This is a genomic window from Pseudidiomarina sp. WS423 (assembly GCF_050750165.1).
GTDB classification, from domain to species: Bacteria; Pseudomonadota; Gammaproteobacteria; order Enterobacterales; family Alteromonadaceae; genus Pseudidiomarina; species Pseudidiomarina fusca.
In genome coordinates, this window is the sequence record NZ_JBOJLN010000052.1 from 1 (window position 1) to 602 (window position 602).

Here is a 602-nt window from a genome sequence, read left to right on the forward strand (position 1 = left end):
CTGAAATTGAAGGCCAAAAAAGACCTCAAGCCGCTGTTGGCTGTTGCGAAGAAATCTCGCAAGTATCACTGGCTCAAAGATTTTGATTCGATTGCACTCCAGCAGGCATGTATCAATCTGGATAAAGCCTTTCAACATTTCTTTGATCCCAAACTGCCTTCTCGTTATCCCAAGTTCAAGCGCAAGCACGGCAGGCAGTCCAGCTATCATTGCATGAGCGTTGATTGTGGTGATGACTGGATTAAAGTGCCGAAGTTAAAGCAGCCCATTAAAGCGCGTATTCATCGCAAGGTTGAAGGAAAACTGAAAAGCATCACCCTGTCCCGCACCGTGACAGGTAAATACTATGCCTCGCTACTGCATGAAGATGGGCAAGAAGCTCCTGCGCCCATTCAAAGCCTGAATGCTGTTCAAGTTCTCGGATTGGATATGGGTTTAACACATATTGCCATAGATTCAAACGGCACGAAAAAACCGAATCCACGCTTTTTGAAGAAAGCCAGTGCCAATCTGCGCCGTAAACAAAAAGCCTTATCACGCTGCAAAAAAGGCAGCAAAGGTCGTGCAAAAGCCCGACTTAAACTCGCTAAGGCGCATCAGCG

The 602-nt window shown here is 46.7% G+C and carries 1 protein-coding gene; it reads left to right on the forward strand.

The window, feature by feature from the left end; genetic code table 11:
* On the forward strand, positions 1-602 hold a 602-nt coding region (locus tag ACQ661_RS12720), incomplete at both ends, for an RNA-guided endonuclease InsQ/TnpB family protein (protein ID WP_431668590.1).